The sequence below is a fragment of the Arthrobacter sp. CP30 genome, assembly GCF_053470025.1.
On sequence record NZ_JBQEMM010000013.1, the window covers coordinates 85,130 to 100,951 of the forward strand.

14 protein-coding genes are annotated in these 15,822 nt (G+C 69.9%); 11 read left to right on the forward strand and 3 right to left on the reverse strand.

Annotated elements, in window-relative coordinates; genetic code table 11:
• Nucleotides 1-161 precede the first annotated feature (161 nt).
• Both ACTIMO_RS15365 and gabT read left to right on the forward strand, forming a co-directional pair.
• Nucleotides 162-1,598, forward strand: coding sequence for a gamma-aminobutyraldehyde dehydrogenase (locus ACTIMO_RS15365; RefSeq protein WP_055767768.1), 1,437 nt, complete (start codon nt 162-164; stop codon nt 1,596-1,598).
• Nucleotides 1,599-1,626: 28 nt separating this feature from the next.
• Nucleotides 1,627-3,015 carry a 4-aminobutyrate--2-oxoglutarate transaminase gene (gene gabT / locus ACTIMO_RS15370; RefSeq protein ID WP_448182950.1) on the forward strand — a complete coding sequence of 463 codons (1,389 nt, stop codon included), beginning with the start codon at nt 1,627-1,629 and terminating at the stop codon, nt 3,013-3,015.
• A gap of 115 nt (nt 3,016-3,130) precedes the next feature.
• Here the strand turns inward: gabT and ACTIMO_RS15375 are convergent, their stop codons facing one another.
• Nucleotides 3,131-3,340, reverse strand: a complete 210-nt coding sequence (locus ACTIMO_RS15375) for a hypothetical protein (RefSeq protein ID WP_448182951.1) — start codon at nt 3,338-3,340, stop codon at nt 3,131-3,133.
• Nucleotides 3,341-3,428: 88 nt separating this feature from the next.
• On the opposite strand from ACTIMO_RS15375, the gene ACTIMO_RS15380 reads away from it, so the two are divergent.
• Complete coding sequence (locus ACTIMO_RS15380) at nt 3,429-4,007, forward strand: TetR/AcrR family transcriptional regulator (protein ID WP_422390513.1); 579 nt, start codon at nt 3,429-3,431, stop codon at nt 4,005-4,007.
• Between the two features lie 39 nt (nt 4,008-4,046).
• Here ACTIMO_RS15380 and ACTIMO_RS15385 read toward each other — a convergent pair whose 3' ends face one another.
• Nucleotides 4,047-4,718, reverse strand: coding sequence for a TetR/AcrR family transcriptional regulator (locus ACTIMO_RS15385; protein ID WP_448182952.1), 672 nt, complete (start codon nt 4,716-4,718; stop codon nt 4,047-4,049).
• A gap of 117 nt (nt 4,719-4,835) precedes the next feature.
• Here ACTIMO_RS15385 and ACTIMO_RS15390 point away from each other — a divergent pair, with 117 nt between their 5' ends.
• From ACTIMO_RS15390 to ACTIMO_RS15410, 5 genes are all read left to right on the forward strand, one after another.
• A complete protein-coding gene (locus tag ACTIMO_RS15390; protein ID WP_448182960.1) occupies nt 4,836-6,260 on the forward strand; it encodes a flavin monoamine oxidase family protein in 1,425 nt (474 codons plus the stop codon).
• A gap of 2 nt (nt 6,261-6,262) precedes the next feature.
• On the forward strand, nt 6,263-7,156 hold the full coding sequence (locus ACTIMO_RS15395) for a universal stress protein (protein WP_055767784.1): 894 nt from the start codon (nt 6,263-6,265) through the stop codon (nt 7,154-7,156).
• Complete coding sequence (locus ACTIMO_RS15400; protein WP_448182953.1) at nt 7,153-8,676, forward strand: APC family permease; 1,524 nt, start codon at nt 7,153-7,155, stop codon at nt 8,674-8,676. Before ACTIMO_RS15395 ends, ACTIMO_RS15400 begins: the two co-directional genes overlap by 4 nt.
• A gap of 125 nt (nt 8,677-8,801) precedes the next feature.
• Nucleotides 8,802-9,644 (forward strand): universal stress protein, encoded by an 843-nt coding sequence (locus ACTIMO_RS15405; protein WP_422390508.1) that lies wholly within the window; start codon nt 8,802-8,804, stop codon nt 9,642-9,644.
• A 260-nt stretch (nt 9,645-9,904) separates the two neighbouring features.
• Complete coding sequence (locus ACTIMO_RS15410) at nt 9,905-10,474, forward strand: MarR family winged helix-turn-helix transcriptional regulator (protein WP_448182954.1); 570 nt, start codon at nt 9,905-9,907, stop codon at nt 10,472-10,474.
• Between the two features lie 33 nt (nt 10,475-10,507).
• On the opposite strand, the gene rarD is transcribed toward ACTIMO_RS15410, so the two are convergent.
• Complete coding sequence (rarD, locus tag ACTIMO_RS15415; RefSeq protein WP_082471249.1) at nt 10,508-11,509, reverse strand: EamA family transporter RarD; 1,002 nt, start codon at nt 11,507-11,509, stop codon at nt 10,508-10,510.
• 155 nt (nt 11,510-11,664) lie between these two features.
• On the opposite strand from rarD, the gene ACTIMO_RS15420 reads away from it, so the two are divergent.
• From ACTIMO_RS15420 to ACTIMO_RS15430, 3 genes are all read left to right on the forward strand, one after another.
• Nucleotides 11,665-13,086 (forward strand): FAD-dependent oxidoreductase, encoded by a 1,422-nt coding sequence (locus ACTIMO_RS15420; protein ID WP_235498659.1) that lies wholly within the window; start codon nt 11,665-11,667, stop codon nt 13,084-13,086.
• A 61-nt stretch (nt 13,087-13,147) separates the two neighbouring features.
• On the forward strand, nt 13,148-14,491 hold the full coding sequence (locus tag ACTIMO_RS15425; RefSeq protein ID WP_055769210.1) for a helix-turn-helix domain-containing protein: 1,344 nt from the start codon (nt 13,148-13,150) through the stop codon (nt 14,489-14,491).
• A 207-nt stretch (nt 14,492-14,698) separates the two neighbouring features.
• Nucleotides 14,699-15,822 (forward strand): peptidoglycan DD-metalloendopeptidase family protein (locus ACTIMO_RS15430; protein ID WP_448182955.1); only part of this gene is annotated, 1,124 nt, incomplete at its 3' end.

Consider the following 15,822-nt stretch of genomic DNA (forward strand, 5'->3'; position numbering starts at 1 on the left):
CCAGCGTAGGCGACGGTTGTACCTGTGCACGGCAGACCACCGCTCAGGCTGTGCAACCACACGTGGCGTGGGTTACGCGCCGCCGGTACGGTTCTGCTGGAACGTGCACGTCGACCGGCACCGGTACGAGCGTGCGAAGACCCCGTGAAAGGCGCTGCAGCGTGGCCGAGACCCTTCAGAACTACATCGACGGACACTTCGTGGTGCCCGCCGGCGCTCGTGATCAGCTCCTCGACATCGTGAACCCGACCAACGGCGAGGTGGTGGCGCAGTCGCCCGTCTCCACGCCGGCCGACGTCGACGACGCGATGCAGGCCGCCCGTCGTGCCTTCACCACCTGGAAGCGAACCACCCCGAGCCAGCGCCAGCTGATGCTGCTGAAGCTCGCCGACGCCGTCGAGGCCGCGAGCGACGAGCTCGTCGAGGCGCAGCACCGCAACACCGGGCAGGTGCGCGAGATGATCGCCGCCGAGGAGGTAGCCGTGGGCGCCGACCAGCTGCGGTTCTTCGCCGGCGCCGCGCGCATCCTCGAGGGCAAGTCCGCCGGCGAGTACATGGAGGGCCACACCTCCTACGTGCGCCGCGAGCCCATCGGCGTCGTCGCGCAGGTGGCCCCCTGGAACTACCCCTTCCTCATGGCCATCTGGAAGATCGGTCCCGCGCTCGCGGCCGGCAACACGGTGGTGCTGAAGCCCAGCGACACGACGCCCGAGTCGACCCTCGTGCTGGCGCGCCTGACCCAGGGCATCCTGCCCGACGGCGTCCTGAACGTGGTGCTCGGGACCGGGGAGACCGGCGCGGCGATGATCGAACACCCCGTGCCCGGGCTGGTGTCCATCACCGGATCCGTCCGTGCGGGCATCGCCGTCGCCTCGAGCGCCGCGAAGGGCCTCAAGCGGGCCCACCTCGAGCTCGGCGGCAAGGCTCCCGCCGTCGTCTTCGCCGATGCGGACCTGAAGAAGACGGCGGAGGCCATCACCGAGTTCGCCTTCTTCAACGCCGGCCAGGACTGCACCGCGATCACCCGCGTGCTGGTGCAGGAGGAGGCACACGACGACCTCGTGGCCGCGATGGTCGAGCACACGGCGACCCTGCGCACGGGCAGCGCCGACGACTCCGAGAACTACTTCGGGCCGCTCAACAACATCAACCACTTCAACGCGGTCACCTCCGTCATCGAAGGGCTGCCGGCACACTGCAGCATCGCGACCGGCGGCAAGCGCGCGGGGGAGAAGGGCTACTTCTTCGAGCCCACCATCATCACCGGTGCGCGCCAGGACGACCCGGTGGTGCAGCAGGAGACCTTCGGTCCCATCCTCACCGTGCAGACCTTCGCCACCGAGGAGGAGGCCCTGGAGCTCGCCAACGGCGTGGACTACGCGCTCGCCTCCAGTGTGTGGACCACGGACCACGGCACCGCGATGCGTGTCTCCCGCGACCTCGACTTCGGGGCCGTGTGGATCAACACGCACATCATGCTCACGGCCGAGATGCCGCACGGCGGCTTCAAGAACTCCGGCTACGGCAAGGACCTCTCCATGTACGGCGTGGAGGACTACACCCGCATCAAGCACGTCATGAGCGTGCTGGACGCCTGATCGTCCCCGAGACAAAGGACCCTCCCCGATGACCATCTTCGCAACCACTCCCGGGATCACCGCCCCGAGCTTCAGGCTCGAGCAGAAGCGCCGCATCACCGGGGACTTCCCCGGTCCGCGGTCCACCGAGCTCGCGGCCCGCCGCGCGGCCGTCGTCGCCAAGGGCGTCGCCTCCGGCGTGCCCGTGTACGTGGCGGACGCCGACGGCGGGATCATCCACGACGTCGACGGCAACTCCTTCATCGATCTCGGCTCCGGCATCGCCGTGACGAGCGTCGGTGCGTCCGACCCGGCCGTGGTCGGTGCCGTCAAGGAGCAGGTGGAGCACTTCACGCACACCTGCTTCATGGTGACGCCCTACGAGGGCTACATCGCCGTCGCGGAGCAGCTGGCGGCCCTGACGCCCGGCGACTTCGAGAAGCGCACCGTCCTGTTCAACTCCGGAGCCGAGGCCGTGGAGAACGCCGTCAAGGTGGCGCGCCTGGCCACCGGACGCAACGCCGTCGTCGCCTTCGACCACGCGTACCACGGCCGCACCAATCTCACGATGGCCCTCACAGCGAAGTCGATGCCGTACAAGACCAACTTCGGCCCCTTCGCCCCCGAGATCTACCGCGTGCCGATGAGCTACCCCTTCCGGGAGGAGAACCCGTCGATCACGGGCCCCGAGGCGGCACAGCGGGCCATCACGATGATCGAGAAGCAGATCGGCGCGGACTCGGTCGCGGCGATCATCATCGAGCCCGTCCAGGGCGAGGGCGGGTTCATCGTCCCCGCCGACGGCTTCCTGCCCGCCCTGGCGGACTGGGCGAAGGCCAACGGCGTCGTCTTCATCGCGGACGAGGTCCAGTCCGGTTTCTGCCGGACGGGCGAGTGGTTCGCCGTGAACCACGAGGGCGTGGTCCCGGACATCATCACGATGGCGAAGGGGATCGCCGGCGGCATGCCGCTGTCCGCCATCACCGGCCGCGCGGACCTGCTCGACGCCGTCCACGCCGGCGGACTCGGCGGGACCTACGGTGGTAATCCGGTGGCGTGCGCCGCTGCGCTCGGCGCCATCGGGACCATGAAGGAGCAGGACCTCGCGGGCAGGGCCCGCCGCATCGAGGCGCAGGTCACCGAGCGGTTCGCCGCGCTGCAGGCGGACCTCGGGGACGGCAGTATCGTCGGGGAGCTGCGCGGACGCGGGGCCATGCTGGCCATCGAGTTCGTGGAGCCCGGCGGCGGTCGGACCCCCAATGCCGACGCGACGAAGGCCATCGCGGCACAGTGCCTGCGCGAGGGCGTCATCATCCTGACCTGCGGCACCTACGGCAACGTCATCCGCCTGCTGCCGCCGCTCGTCATCACCGACGAACTGCTGGCGGACGGCCTGGACGTGCTCGAGCACGCCATCAGGACCGTGAACGCCGGCTGACCTGCGGCGGCTCGGGCTGCGTACGTCGACGAGGGCCCCGCGGCATCGAGCTGCGGCGCCTTCGTTCGTCCCGGCTGTGCTCGCTCCGCCAGGAGTCCGCGAGGGCAGGTCAGCATCACACCGGATCACCAGGTCGCCGGGTCTCCGGGTCGCCGGTGCGGTACATCACGTTGCCTGTCGTCTGCTCGATCAGATCGAGCGGGTTGACGGCGATGGCGCGGTTGCGCAGGACCAGCTGGCTCGGACGGGCTGTGGGGAAGGCAGCCGGCCGTACCTCCAGATCTCCGAATGCGTGGGTGAGCAGTGCGGCTGCGTCGGTGTGCATGATTCTCCCGGACCGACGTCCGTGATGACACGCCATGCCGTCAGAGCGGCGCAGGATGGCATGGCGTGTCATCGAGTACGGTGGACCCATGAGCAGATGGGCCCCCGATGCCGCACTTCGCCTGGAACGGGCGGCCGTCGAACTCTTCTCGGCCCAGGGGTACGCCGCCACCTCCGTGCCGCAGATCGCCGCCCGCGCGGGGCTCACCACGCGAACCTTCTTCCGCCACTTCCCGGACAAGCGCGACGTCCTCTTCCTGCGCGAGCGGGAGCTCCCCGGCGTCGTCGAGGCGCTGGTGGCCGGCGCTCCTGCCTTCCTGTCCCCGCTGGGTCTCGTGATGCACGGTTTCGAGGCGATGGCGACGGGGCCCTTCGAGAGCTGGCGTGAGGACATCCGATCCCGGCGCGCCATCATCGGGTCCGACCAGGGCCTCCGCGAGCGGGAACTGCTCAAGAACGTCCTGCTCGGGGAGGTGATCAGCGGAGCACTCGAGCGGCACGGGGTGGACGGCGACGAGGCCCGCATGGTGGCGCGCTACGGCGTCACGGTGTTCGAGCTCGCCCTGACCGACTGGCTGCAGGCCGACGGTTCCGCCTTCGTGGACGTCCTGCACTCCACCGCATACCGGATGGGACGGCTCGTCCGTCCCGCCCGCCAGGACGAGTAGCGCACCAGGACCGGGTGGCTCCTCCGGACGGGTGGAGCGTCAGGACGAGTAGGCCGCCAGCTGGGCGCGCAGGCCCGTGATCATGCCGTCGAGCCCGAGGTGGAAGGCGGCATCGGCCGCACTGTCCGCGTCCCCCGCCCCCGACGCGCTGTGAACCGCGGCGGTGAACACCGGGAAGCGATCGCCCAGCGATCCGGAGTCGAAGATGTCCCGGGGTGCGGCGACGTCGAGCGCCGACCCGTAGATGAACGACTCGAGGGCCACGATCGTCGGCACGATCCGCTCCTCGGGCCACCCGCCGGCCAGGAAGCCGCGCGCCACTTCCTCGTACATCCCCAGCGTCCCGGCGGCGTCGGTCACCGGCATGACCGCGATGACCGGCACCAGGGGGGCGTGCCGCGCGAAGACCTCCCGGTAGGACCACGCCCACTGCCGCACGGCGTCGTCCCACGCCTCGCGCGAGAAGGCGCTCACATCCACCATGGTCATGACGTGGTCCTGCACCCACCCGAGGACCTCCTGCTTGGAGCCGGCGTGGTTGTACAGGGCGGAGGGGGCCACCCGCAGCCTCCGGGCGAGCCCCGACATGGTCAGGCCCTCGTAGCCCTCGGCGGCGATGAGGTCGAGGGCCGCTCCGGTGATGCGGTCCTTCGACAGCACGCTGCGGGGCGGCCGCCCGGCACGCCGGGGCTCGGGGGAGGGTGCTGTCATGGCTCCTGCCTTCGTGTTGCGTCCTGATTAACTCTAGGCCCGCTCCCTTCCCTCGCGGGCGACCTCTGGCTATAGTAGTGCGAAATAATGAATGCCGTTCATTTTGTGGCCCTCGTCATGCAGGGCCGGGAGGATCACATGCAGACCATCGAGCGCGACGTCGTCATCATCGGGGCAGGCCCGTCCGGCCTGACCGCAGCACGGGAACTGAAGAAGGCCGGCCACAGCGTCGCCGTCCTCGAAGCGAGGGACCGTGTGGGCGGCCGTACCCACACCGACGTCGTGGAGGGCGCGGTGCTGGAAGTGGGCGGCCAGTGGGTCTCCCCGGACCAGACCGCCCTGATCGGGCTCCTCGACGAACTCGGGATGTCGACGTTCCCCCGGTACCGGGCCGGCGACTCCGTCTACATCGGGCCCGACGGAGCACCCGTCCGCTACTCCGGGGAGATGTTCCCCGTGGACGAGTACACGCGGGAGGAGATGCAGCGGCTGATCGACCTCCTCGACCGCCTCGTGGCGGAGGCCGGTCCGGAGGCGCCGTGGAACCATCCGGACGCGCGTGCACTGGACACCATCTCCTTCCACCACTGGCTCCGGCAGCAGTCCGACGACGAGGAGGCGTGCGACAACATCGGCCTCTTCATTGCCGGTGGCATGCTCACCAAACCAGCGCACTCCTTCTCGACCCTGCAGGCCATCCTCATGGCCGCGACCGCCGGCTCGTTCTCCAACCTGGTGGACGAGGACTTCATCCTCGACCGGCGGGTGGTGGGCGGCATGCAGTCCGTCTCGGAGCGGATGGCGGCGGACCTCGGGGAGGACGTGATCCTCTCGAGCCCCGTGCGTACCCTGCGCTGGAGCGGCATCGACGGGGTCGACGGCGTCACGGTGGTCTCGGACACGACGACGGTGCACGCGCGCTACGCCGTCGTCGCCGTCCCGCCCAACCTGTACTCGCGCATCAGCTACGAGCCCCCGCTGCCGCGCCGCCAGCACCAGATGCACCAGCACCAGTCGCTCGGCCTGGTCATCAAGGTGCACGCCGTCTACACCACTCCGTTCTGGCGCGAGGAGGGGCTTTCCGGCACCGGTTTCAGTGCCGGTTCGATCGTGCAGGAGGTCTACGACAACTCCAACCACGAGGACCCCCGGGGCACGCTCGTCGGCTTCATCTCCGACGAGAAGGCGGACGCGATGTTCGAGCTCCCCCCGCACGAGCGGCGCGAGCGCATCCTGTCCTCGATCGCCGGCTTCCTCGGACCGCAGGCGCTGCAGCCCGAGGTGTACTACGAGTCCGACTGGGCGTCCGAGGAATGGACGCGCGGAGCGTACGCCTCCAGCTACGACCTCGGCGGGCTCCACCGCTACGGCCGGGACCAGCGCACGCCCGTCGGCCCCATCCACTGGTCCTGCTCGGACATCGCGGCGGAGGGCTACCAGCACGTGGACGGTGCCATCCGCATGGGTCAGCGCACCGCGACCGCGATCCACCTCGAACTGTCCTCGGGACTGCAGTCCACCGGCACCGCCCAGGGAGCCTGACCATGCGTTACATCGTCGGCTACACCGCGGACGAGCGCGGGCACGACGCCGTCTGTCTCGCCGTCGCGCTCGCACGGCGGCAGGACGCAGACCTGGACCTCGTCCTCGTCACGCCCGAACATTCCGTCTACGCGGGGACGTACCCGCCGGACCAGGGCTTCGACACCCTGCTGTCAGAGCAGATGCGCGAGTGGATGGACCAGGGGCTGGCCCTCGTCCCCGACGACGTGACGGCCCGCGGCGTCGTCATCCGGGCCGAGTCCAACGCCGAAGGACTCATCCGTGCCGCCGAGGACACCGAGGCGTCGCTGATCGTGATCGGCGCGAGCTCCCGGGGCCTCGCCGCCCGGTTCAGCGTGGGCAACGTGGCGCGCGGCCTCCTGCACGCCGCGCCGGTCCCTGTCGCGCTCGCGCCGAGGGGATACCGCCGCACCGAGCCCGCGACACGCCTGACCTGCGCGGTCGGTCGGCGGGCGGGGGCCGACGACGTCATCTCCGTCGCGGTGTCCTCCGCGGAACGCCGTGGCCTTCCGCTCCGCCTCGTCTCCCTCGTGGCCCTCGACGCCGGGCAACCCGATGCCGGGGGAGCCGAGGACGAGGCGAACCGGCGGCTCGCGGAGGCCGCGTCGTCGCTCGCGGCCGGAGGCCGGGTGAGCGTCGAGACGGCGCACGGGTCCTCCATCGAGGAGGCCGTCGAGGCGATGGCCTGGGACGAGGGGGAGGTGCTGCTGGTCGGCTCGAGCCGCCTCGCGCAGCACATGCGCCTCTTCCTCGGATCCACGGCCAACAAGATCCTGCGTACGCTGACCATCCCCATGGTCGTCGTCCCGCGTACGTATGCAACGCCCGGCACCACCTCCGGCCCGGGCACCTTATCCACAGAGGCGGATGCATGAGTATCGACGAGACAACACAAAGGGGAACCGGGCTCAGCAGGAAGGGCCTCGACTCTGGCACGGTGGGCCTGCTGGGCGCCGTGGTCATCGGGGTGTCCTGCGTGGCACCCGCCTACACGCTCACGGCGGCACTCGGCCCCACCGTCGCCGAGGTCGGCGTGAACCTGCCGGCCATCTTCCTGGTCGGGTTCATCCCGATGCTGCTCGTGGCACTCGGCTACCGGGAGCTGAACAGCGCCATGCCGGACTCCGGCACCTCCTTCACGTGGGCCACCCGCGCCTTCGGTCCGTGGGTCGGCTGGATGGGGGGCTGGGGGCTGATCGCGGCCACCGTGATCGTGCTCTCCAACCTCGCGGCCGTCGCCGTGGACTTCTTCTACCTGATGCTCTCGCAGATCCTCGACGACCCCTCGATCGCCGCGCTGACCCTGGACCTCCCGGTGAACATCGCGACGACGCTCGTGTTCATCGCGCTCGCCTGCTACGTGTCCTACCGGGGCATGGAGGCCACCAAGACCGTCCAGTACGTCCTCGTCACGTTCCAGCTCGTCGTGCTCGCCTGGTTCGCGATCGCGGCCTTCGTCCACGTGGCCAACGGCACGGCGTTCGACGCGACGGGCATCAGCGCCGAGTGGTTCAACCCGTTCGCCGTCGGGTCCTTCTCGGCCTTCGCCGCCGGCGTCTCGCTCTCCATCTTCATCTACTGGGGCTGGGACGTGACGCTGACAATGAACGAGGAGACCACCAACCCGAAGAAGACGCCGGGCCGCGCGGGCGCCCTCACCGTCGTCGTGATCGTGGTCATCTACCTCACGGTCGCCCTCGCCACCCTCTCCTTCGCGGGCGTGGGCGACGGCGAGCTGGGAGCCGGCAATCCCGACAACCAGGAGAGCATCTTCGCCACGCTGGCCGGGCCGGTGATGGGACCGTTCGCCATCCTGATGTCCATGGCCGTCCTCAGCTCCTCGGCCGCCTCCCTGCAGTCCACCTTCGTCTCCCCGGCGCGCACGCTGCTCGCCATGGGCCACTACAAGGCCCTGCCGAAGGGCTATGGACGCATCAGCCCTGCCCACAAGTCGCCGAGCTATGCCACCGTGGCTGCTGCCGTCGCCGCCGCGGGCTTCTACGTATTCACCCGGCTCGTGTCCGAGAACGCGCTGTGGGACACCATCACCGCCCTCGGCCTGATGATCTGCTTCTACTACGGCATCACGGCGCTGGCCTGCGTCTGGTACTTCCGGGCCCAGGCCTTCTCGAGCGCACGCAACGTGCTCTTCCGCTTCCTGGCCCCGCTGCTCGGCGGCGTGATCCTGCTCGTCATGTTCGTCAAGACGGCCGTGGACTCCATGGATCCCGCCTACGGCTCCGGGTCCGAGTTGTTCGGGGTCGGCATGGTGTTCATCCTCGGCATCGGCGTGATCCTCCTCGGTGCCGTCCTGATGCTCGTGTGGTCGCGGATCAACCCGGCGTTCTTCCGCCAGGAGGTGCTGGTCCAGGGCACGGCGGCACGGGAGGAGTAGCCGTGGCGGGCGTCCGTCGGGAGGCGCCCAGCCACCCGGCAGGCGCTGCGCTAGAGTGAACCGATCCGGTGCGGCGCCTGCCGTCCGCGCCGCCCCCGCACCGTACACACCGAGGAGACCCCGCCGTGCGCTACGTCGTTGGCTACACCGAGAATGACCGCGGGCAGGACGCCCTCGAACTGGCCACCTCGCTGGCCCTGACGCAGTCGGCGGGTATCGACCTCGTGACGGTGCTCGACTGGCCGCAGGACGGCAGTTCCGCTCCCGGGGGGCGCAGGGCACAGGAGGCGCTGGATCGTGCGAAGGACAGTGTGCCCGACGGCGTCGAGGTCACCACGCGCGTGCGCCTGGCGGATTCCTTCGCGCAGGGCCTCCTCGAGGCGGCGGCCGACGTCGACGCCGGATTGATCGTCATCGGCGCTTCCAGCAACGGACTCCTCCGCCGGTACACCGTGGGCAGCGTCGCGAACGCGGTGCTCCACAGTTCGAAGGTCCCCGTGGCGCTGGCCCCCCGCGGGTACCGGCACCGGGCCACCTTCACCCGCATGACGTGCGCGGTCGGCGACCGTCCGGGAGCGGAGGGCGCCATCGACGTCGCCGTCGAGTCGGCCGCGCGCCGGGGACTCCCGCTCCGGCTCGTCTCCCTCGTGGCGCTCGACGTGCAGGAGTCGTCCGATTCGGGTGAAGCCATCAACCAGGCGCACCAGCATGCCCACTCGGTCCTGGCACGCGCCGTCGGGCAGCTGCCGGACGGGCACGAGACGTCGATCATCGTGGCGCACGGCCGCACGATCGAGCAGGCCATCGACGGCATCGAGTGGGATCCGGGGGAGCTGGTCATCGTCGGTTCGAGCCGCCTCGCCCAGCATCGGCAGATCTTCCTCGGCGCGACGGCCAACAAGATGCTGCGTGCGCTGCCGGTGCCGATGGTCGTCGTGCCGCGCGATTGGGTGCGCACTCCGCGCTGACCTGACCACGCCCGTGCGGCAGGGCGCGGGCATCGGTACCGGCACGACCGGATCGGCCGCCCCGCCGGATCGAGGCAGACCGGCCACGGCGTGAGGGCGCACCATCCCGCCACGAGGTCGCCGTCAGTCGTGCCTGCCGGGCGGTGTGGAGGCCGCTGCGCTGCCGTGCTGTGCCGGAGCAGGACGGTCGGAGTGAGTCATCCGGGGTAATGCTGGCCCGGGGCATTCCGCTGCGCGCGGCCGCTGCCTAGGCTTCGGCCATGGTTGGAGGCGTGGATCCCACGGTCCCGAGGTCGCGGGACTCCGTGCTCGACGGCGTCCAGGAGCGGGCGGCGACGATGTGCCGCAGCGAGCAGCTCGTCTGCCGGTCGCTGGCACGGGGGATCGATCCGGCGATGGAACCCGCGGCCTACAGCGTGCTCTCGGCGTCCAGGACCCTCGGCCCGTGCCGTGTCACCGATCTGGCCGCGGTGCTCGGCATGAGCCTGCCGGCCGTGAGCGGCCACGTCGCGGTGCTCGTGCGGCTCGGGCTCGTGGAGCGGAGTGCGCCGGTCGACGACGAACGGTCCCGCCCGGTCAGGCTGACCGCCGAGGGCGCTCGCCGCGTCGACGCCGCCCGTGGCGTGCGGCGCCGCACCTTCCGCCGACAGCTCGAGGGCTGGGAACCGGCCGACGTCGTCGAGCTCGCAGGCCTGCTGTCCCGCTTCAACGACGCCTACCTCACGGCCGAGCTCCCCGTTCCGGTCACCGGCGCGTCGGTTGCCGACACCGGCTCGAGGGGTGGCCGCGATCGTCGTCGGCCTGGTGCCCCGCCCGAGGGATCCGGGTGAGGGCGGGCGGGCCGGAACGGGCGGCGTGTGGTGTCAGGACGCCGTGGCCGGTTCCGGCACCCTGGCGGGCCTGGGCTGCCGCCGCACGGTACGGAGCATGTCGATGGTCAGCAGGATGAGCCCCACCCAGACGAGGCTGAAACCGACCCACCGTTCGAAGGGCATCTCCTCGTGCAGCACCAGCAGTGCCAGCAGGAACTGCAGCACGGGCGCCAGGTACTGCAGGAGGCCGATGGTCGTGAGCGGAAGCCGACGCGCTGCTGCGCCGAAGAAGATCAGCGGTACCGCGGTGATCACACCGGAGGCCGCCATGATCCAGAAGTGGCCGGTACCCTCGGTGAGCAGTGTGGCCTCCCCCCTCGAGGCGAGCCACAGCATGACGCCGGCAGCGATGGGTGTGAGGACCAGGGTCTCGATGCTGAGGCTCGAGACCGCGTCCACGCGGGACCCCACGCGCTTCTTCATGAAGCCGTAGAGCCCGAAGGAGAAGGCGAGGGTGAGGGCGATCCAGGGCACCGAGCCGTACCCGATGGCCAGCACCACCACGGCCAGGACGCCCATGCCGATGGCGGTCCACTGCAGGGGCCTGAGCTTCTCCCGCAGCACGAAGACCCCCAGGAGCACCGACACGATGGGGTTGATGAAGTAGCCGAGCGAGGCTTCGATCGCCTGCCCGGAGGTGACGCCATAGGTGTAGACGAACCAGTTCACGGCGATCAGCAGGGCGGCGACCGCGAGCGTCCCCGAGATCTGCGGCGTGCGGAGCGCGGTGAGGACCGGGCGCCACGAGCGCAGCGCCGTGAGCAGGAGGGCGCAGAAGATCAGGGACCACAGGACGCGGTTGGCGACGATCTCGGTGGGACCGGCCGGCGCGAGGATCAGGAAGTAGAGCGGAAGGAGGCCCCACAGGCCGTACGCACCGATGCCGAAGAGGATGCCGACGGAGTTCTCGCTCCTCGGCTGACGACCGCTCACAGCACCTGTTCCGCTCACGAGGTCCGCAACGGGCTGCGCCGGGCCTTTATTCCCCTGCATCCGGGGCGTCCACCGCGGACCTGATGCCGGCCCGGGGAGATCCGCGCCACTCATGGACCCTCTCCCGGCCATGGCCATTTAGAATAGGGAACTGTGCGCTTATTCCGCACCACGGCATCCAGCAGGAGCTCCTCCATCGGGAAGAAGGCAATTCAGTGTCTACCTCAGCTGCGGCACGACCGCTGCGGGTCGCGATCATCGGCGCCGGTCCGGCCGGCGTCTACGCCGCCGACATCCTGACGAAGTCGAACGAGGTGCAGGGCGGCGACTTCGCCGTGAGCATCGACCTGTTCGACCAGTACCCCGCGCCGTACGGTCTGATCCGCTACGGGGTTGCCCCAGACCACCCGCGCATCAAGGGGATCGTCAATGCCCTGCACAAGGTGCTGGACCGCGGCGACATCCGCTTCCTCGGCAACATCAACTACGGCAGGGACCTCACCCTGTCCGACTTCCGCCGTTTCTACGACGCCGTCATCTTCGCCACCGGTGCCATCCGCGATGCGGACCTGACCATCCCCGGGGTCGACCTCGACGGCTCCTTCGGCGGTGCCGACTTCGTCTCCTGGTACGACGGACACCCCGATGTGAGCCGCGACTGGCCGCTCGAGGCGAAGGAGATCGCCGTCATCGGCAACGGCAACGTAGCCCTCGACGTCGCGCGGATCCTGTCGAAGCACGCCGACGACCTCCTCTCCACCGAGATCCCCGAGAACGTCTACCAGGGCCTGAAGGCATCGCCCGTCACAGACGTGCACGTGTTCGGCCGCCGCGGACCGGCGCAGGTGAAGTTCACGCCCCTGGAACTGCGCGAACTCTCGCACTCGCGTGACGTCGACATCGTCCTCTACCCCGAGGACTTCGACTTCGACGCCGGCTCCGAGCAGCAGATCGCCACCAACAACCAGACCAAGACGATGGTGAAGACACTCACCAATTGGCTGGTCGAGGACGAGCCGACCGGCGCGTCCCGGCGGCTGCACCTCCACTTCCTGCACTCCCCGGTCGAGATCCACGACTCCGTGGAGACGCCCGGCAAGGTCGCCGGCATGAGGTTCGAGCGCACCGAGCTGACCGGGGACGGCAACGTCCGCGGTACCGGCGAGATCATCGACTACCCGGTGCAGGCCGTCTACCGCGCCATCGGGTACTTCGGCTCCGAGCTGCCCGAGGTCGGCTTCGACGACAAGCGCGGCGTCATCCCCAACGAGGGCGGCCGCGTGATCGACGAGAGCGGCGCGCCGGTACCCGGCATCTACGCGACGGGGTGGATCAAGCGCGGGCCCGTGGGCCTGATCGGGCACACCAAGGGCGATGCCCTCGAGACGATCGGCTTCCTGCTCGAGGACCGGCTGAACCTGCCGCCCGCCGAGGACCCGTCGGAGGACGCCATCATCACGCTCCTCGAGGAGCGCGGCGTCCGCTACACCACGTGGGACGGCTGGCTGAAGCTCGATGCCCACGAGATGAAGCTCGGCTCCAACTTCGTCAACACGTCGGGCGCCGCGGAAGTGGTCAGGGAGCGCGTGAAGCTGGTGCCCCGCGAGGACATGGTGGCCATTTCCCGCGGTGAGTAGTCCCGCTACACTGTGAACTGTCCCACGCCCCACGGGGGACAGGTCACGAAGCGGAGTGTCGATGGTGCCGTCCCGTTCAACGCTCCCCACGGATCTCTCCTCCGAGATCCTGCAGCGGAGGGCCTTCGCCGCCCATGAGGCCCTGGGGCAGGGCGGTGGCCTCGACGGCAACCTGCGCTTCCTGGTCGAGGAGTCGTGGCTGCGGTCCCTCACCCACCTCCCGAACCCCTCGACCGCGCATGCACGCCTTTTCTGGTCGGAGGAGGACCTCGAGGTGTACCGGCAGGCGCACCCCCTCGCGGCGGTCATGCCGGTGATCGACCGCCTGCTCGTCCAGCCGAGCCTGGACGCCGGGATGCTCGTGGCGGTCGGCGACGAGAACGGCCGCCTCCTGTGGGTGGACGGTGACCGCGAGCTGCGCCGTCGGGCCGAGGGCATGCTGTTCATGGCCGGTGCGGACTGGTCGGAGGAGACAGTGGGGACCAGCGCGCCGGGAACCGCCCTCGCGCTCCGCCGCAGCGTGCAGATCGCCGGCGCCGAACACTTCAGCCCCCAGGTGCATCCGTGGAGCTGCACGGCCGTCCCGCTGCACGATCCCGATTCCGGTACCGTGCTCGGTGTCATCGACATCACCGGCACCTCCGAAGCCGTGGCCACGCACACGCTGGCCCTCGTGGAGGCTGCCGTCGCCGCCGCGGAGGCGCACCTGAGCATCCACCGGCTGCAGAGCCGGCTACCGGGCGCCCGACGGCGCCGGCCGGCTCCCACGGCAGGCGCCCTCTACCGCAACAGCCTGCAGATCCTCGGTACGGACCACGGCCTGGTGCACGCGGGCGGCGCCTCCCTGGAACTGAGTCTCCGCCACGCGGAACTGCTGACCCTCCTCGCGCTCCACCCCGAGGGGCTCACCGCGGACCAGCTGGCCGTGATGGCCTATCCGGAGGACGCCTCAGGGACGACCGTCCGGGCGGAGATGCTGAGGCTGCGCAAGGTCCTCGCTCAGCACGGCGGTGACATGGTGCCGCAGTCCCGCCCCTACAGGCTGCCCGCGGAACTGGTCGTCGACGCCGTGCAGGTGCTCAGCTACCTGCAGCGAGGCGCCCACCGCATGGCGCTCGGGATCTACCGGGGCCCTGTCCTGCCGCGGTCCCAGGCGCCTGCCGTCGTCCGCCTCCGGAACGAGGTGTCCACGCTCCTGCGTGACGCCGTGCTGACGGACGGATCGCCCGAGACGTTGCTGCAGTATCTCCTGCTGACGGAAGCCGAGGACGACGTCGATGCGTGGCGCCTGGCGTTGCGTGTCCTGCCTCGGCGGTCGCCCCGCCGAGCCGTCGTCGTGACCCACGTGGAGCGGCTCGAGGCCGAGTTGACGGGTACATCCACCGGAAGGCTCAAGTTCTCCTAAATTTTGTTAGCGAATCGCAACAAATCGTCGCGGTGGGCGCTGTGCGCGGGCTAACGTTGTGCATGGTGGCTGACGAGGTCCGGGGCGATCGCCCGATCGGGCCGCCGGACGCAGTATTTCTACAGGGGGACGTTCGTGACGCAGGCCGGTAAGCACCTGAGCAGGTCGAAGGTGCAGAGGCGCGCCAGTGGTTCATCGCGCACGAAGATGAACGCCAGCCTCGCGATGGTGGTCTGCTTCGTTGGCTTCCAGGGAATCGTGCCGCAGTCGTGGGAGGCCGCGTCCGCCGTCGGGCCGGACGACTCCCGCATGACGCTCTCCGCACTCATCGGCGACGACTCCCTGTCACCCACCGGCACGGTGGGCGAATCGCTGCTCACGCCGTTCGGAACCGGCGACACGCTGGATCCCGTCACCTTCGCCCCCGAACCGGACGCCGTACCCGCCACGGCAGGAGCAGACGCGTCCGAGGCACTCTCGGTCCAGGCCGTAAAGCACCCGGCTGCCGGGAGTCTGTTCGCTCCGCTCGACGAGCTCACGCCCACGTCGTCCTTCGGCTTCCGGACCAGCCCGATCAGCGGCCAGCCCGGCGAGTTCCACACCGGCCAGGACTACTCGGCGCCCTGCGGCACTCCCGTCTTCGCGGCTGACGCGGGTACGGTCCGAGCCGTCGGCTGGCACCCGTGGGGTGGCGGTAACCGGGTCGAGGTCGATCACGGCAACGGCCTCATCACCACCTACAACCACCTCCAGGGCATCTCCGTGCTTGAAGGCGACACCGTCAACGGCGGTGATCCCATCGCCGAGCTCGGTACCACCGGATCCTCCACGGGCTGCCACCTGCACTTCGAGACCATCCTCGACGGCGAGCACGTCGACCCCCTGCGCTGGAGCTTCGTTCCCACCTCGCACGGCGAGCGCACGGGTGAGGTGAAGGACTACACCCCCGGCGACGTCGGTGCGTCCGACATCCCCGCCTGGGCCCAGTCCTCCACCCGGTCCGACCAGCAGCCGCCGGTCCTGGAGAGCGACATCCTGCCGGTCGCGTCAGGGCAGGATCTCGGCTCCGCACTGGTTGACGGGCTTGTGCCGGAAGCCGCGGCCGAGCCGCCGACGTCCGTCCCACCTGTCGCGAAGCCCGGGTCACCCGTCACATCGAAGCCGGCCCGACCTGCTGATTCGAAGCCGACCGCGTCTGCGACGCCGAAGCCGACCGCGTCTGCGACGCCGAAGCCGACCGCGTCTGCGACGCCGAAGCCGACCGCGTCTGCGACGCCGAAGCCGACCGCGTCTGCGACGCCGAAGCCGACCGCGTCTGCGACGCCGAAGCC